This is a genomic window from Phytoactinopolyspora endophytica (genome assembly GCF_004138495.1).
GTDB lineage: Bacteria > Actinomycetota > Actinomycetes > Jiangellales > Jiangellaceae > Phytoactinopolyspora > Phytoactinopolyspora endophytica.
In genome coordinates this window covers 1,293-3,783 of record NZ_ML142890.1, presented here as the reverse complement: position 1 = coordinate 3,783, position 2,491 = coordinate 1,293, and the positions used below count along the sequence as shown (strand labels likewise).

Genomic DNA, 2,491 nt, shown 5'->3' with positions numbered 1-2,491 from the left:
CTTTCCACACACGAGTACGGACACGACTCGCCGAACACCGTCACATCAGGTCGTACCAAGACCTACACGTGAGGTCGTACGCGGACACCGCTGATGTAGAGACCGGGCTGAACTACGTCTACGGTGCGGACCGTTGGGGTGAGATTGGCTGACGGCGGTGCACATCAGGTGCTCGCCGGCTACGACCAGATGCTTGTGGACGGAGCAGCGATCGCCCTCATCGGACGGATCAGCCGACTGCCCCTGATCTCGCGTCCGGACCAGTCGCGGCATGACAGCTGGCGTCGACGCGGGCAGATCGTGCAGCAGATCCGGATCTTCACGGGGTTGGCAGAGCGGACCGATAGCATGCCAGCATTCAGTGACTGGCTCCGCACTCTAGCGGCAGCGATGATCAACCGGTGGCCCGATGCCGCCAGCCCGCCTGCGCCGCTGTTCCCGGCGTTCGCAGGCTGACCTGAATAACTCGTTCAGTTTTGAAGTGCCTGCACTAATCCATCGGCGAGGTTCCCGCGGTCGCCGACTTTGATCTCGTCGAGATCCAACCAGCCAGCCATGGACTCCAGTTCCTGAACTAACCCGGAGATGACCGGCCCCGTCGGCACCTCCGATTCGACGTTGACTACCGGTACATGCAGCGTCGATGTCTTCCGATCGGCGCGTAGGTCGACCCGGGCGACGATCTGGTCGCCGAGAAGGAACGGTAGAACGTAGTAGCCGTCGACCCGTTCGGACTCTGGCGTGTAGATGCTCACGCGATAATGAAACCCGAACAGCCGTTCGGTGCGATCCCTTGTCCAGATCAAGGAATCAAACGGCGAGAGCAGCGCCCGGGCCTCAACGCGGTCGGGGCACTCGGCTTCCCGCCAGCGGTAGTACTGGCCGCCTAGGCCCTCGACGCGGGTTGGGATCAGATCGCCAGCCTCTACCAGCTCGGCCACCCGCTGCTTTCCGACCCCTGCCGGGAGCGCGACGTAACTGCGACCTGGCGCGCACAGCTCGCGGGTGGTCGCGATACCGGATGCCCGTCCTGCAGTCCGGACCAACTCGCGCTGGGAATCCTCAACACCAGGCGCCTGTGTGTTGAGCACCTCCGCGGGAATCACACGTTCGGCGAGGTCGTAGACCCGCTCAAAGTGGCGTCGATCTGAGACGGCCAGCCGTCCAGCGGCGAAGAGCGCCTCGACTGCGATCTTGGTGTCCTTCCAGTTCCACATCCGGCCGCCTTCAGCTGCTGGCCCGCGGTTACCACTGGAATCATCAAGTTCAGCGGCGGTCAGAGGCCCGCGTTCGGTGAACACGCCGAGGACGGTGCCGATGAGACCCGGCTGCTCGCGCGAAAGGCGACTCATCCCTTCAGCCACTGCGGACGGCACCTGCGTATCTGCGCTCAGCTTGTCGCCCCACACCTGATGTTGCGCTGCCCGCATCCGCCACCGAACGGCTGGATACGCACCAGTCGGCAACAAGGCCGCCTTGTGGCCCCAGAAGTACTCGAAGATCTCCCGCGACGACTCTGGTCCCCACACCATTCGGTCTAGCGTTGATCTCGGATATGGACCTAGCCGAGAGAACAGCGGTAGGTAGTGCGAGCGGCACAACACATTGACCGAGTCCAGCTGCAACACGCCGAGGCGCTTGATCACGTCACACAGATGTCGGACGTTGACACGCCCAGACGGACGCGGCTCGGCAAACCCCTGTGCCGACAGCGCGATCCGGCGCGCCTCACTCAAACTGATCTTGTCAACGCCCACAAGAGCCCTACCGCTCGCTCCACCAGCCAGTCTCGACCGCGGCACGGCATATGCCCCTCCGCTGGAGCCGTCTGACGGTACGTATCAACTAGGTCGACCCCGGACGCTAGCAGCGTGGACAGTCGGGAGCAACCACGGTGGGCGTCTCAGCGCGCGCCTGGCTGGCCTTAACCGTGCAGCTGTCTGTGCGTTGAGTCGTGCGGCCTGTCGCGTGAGGTGGTCGCGTTCGGGGTTAAGGCGTGGGTGATCCACCCATCGCGAGCGACCGCGCGGCGCTCAGGCGCGCTGACGTTCCTCCCGCTGCCGGACCAGCTCCTCGACCGCGCTCGGCAGAGTCGTCTCGAAGTCGATCAGCTTCGCCCACGTCGGGGTCACGACGATCCGGACCATGCCGTCGTGGTAGAGCGAATGCACCTCCGCTTCCCACTCGACCCGTTGCTCGGGCGTCATCTCGTAGGTGCTGTTCGCCTCGAGATACTCGTCCGGGATGCCGTCGACGACGTCCAGCTCGGCCCGGCCGCGGATGAGCAAGATCTTGGGCGGGTGCACCTCGGTGTCGATCGTCAGGGCAACCGTCGGGTTCTTGCGCAGGGCCGGGAGCTTCGGGGCGTTCTTCGTCGTGCACATGACGATCTCCGTGCCGTTCCAGGTGAACCCGATCGGGACATTGCGAGGTGTGCCGTCCTTGGCGACGTAGGCCAAGCGGGTCAGGTCGCGGGCCAGCAGTTCCTGGC

Annotated in this window: 3 protein-coding genes; 1 reads left to right on the top strand and 2 read right to left on the bottom strand. The window is 64.4% G+C overall.

Features of this window, described 5'->3' with window-relative positions; translation table 11 throughout:
* The first annotated feature begins 138 nt into the window (after positions 1-138).
* Positions 139-456 (top strand): hypothetical protein, encoded by a 318-nt coding sequence (locus tag ELR45_RS34085; RefSeq protein ID WP_129670247.1) that lies wholly within the window; start codon positions 139-141, stop codon positions 454-456.
* Positions 457-470: 14 nt separating this feature from the next.
* Here ELR45_RS34085 and ELR45_RS34080 read toward each other — a convergent pair whose 3' ends face one another.
* Together ELR45_RS34080 and ELR45_RS34075 are read right to left on the bottom strand one after the other, a co-directional pair.
* Positions 471-1,757 (bottom strand): winged helix-turn-helix domain-containing protein, encoded by a 1,287-nt coding sequence (locus ELR45_RS34080; RefSeq protein ID WP_129670246.1) that lies wholly within the window; start codon positions 1,755-1,757, stop codon positions 471-473.
* A gap of 276 nt (positions 1,758-2,033) precedes the next feature.
* The coding region (locus ELR45_RS34075) for a pyridoxamine 5'-phosphate oxidase family protein (protein WP_129670248.1) at positions 2,034-2,491 on the bottom strand (458 nt) is incomplete at its 5' end.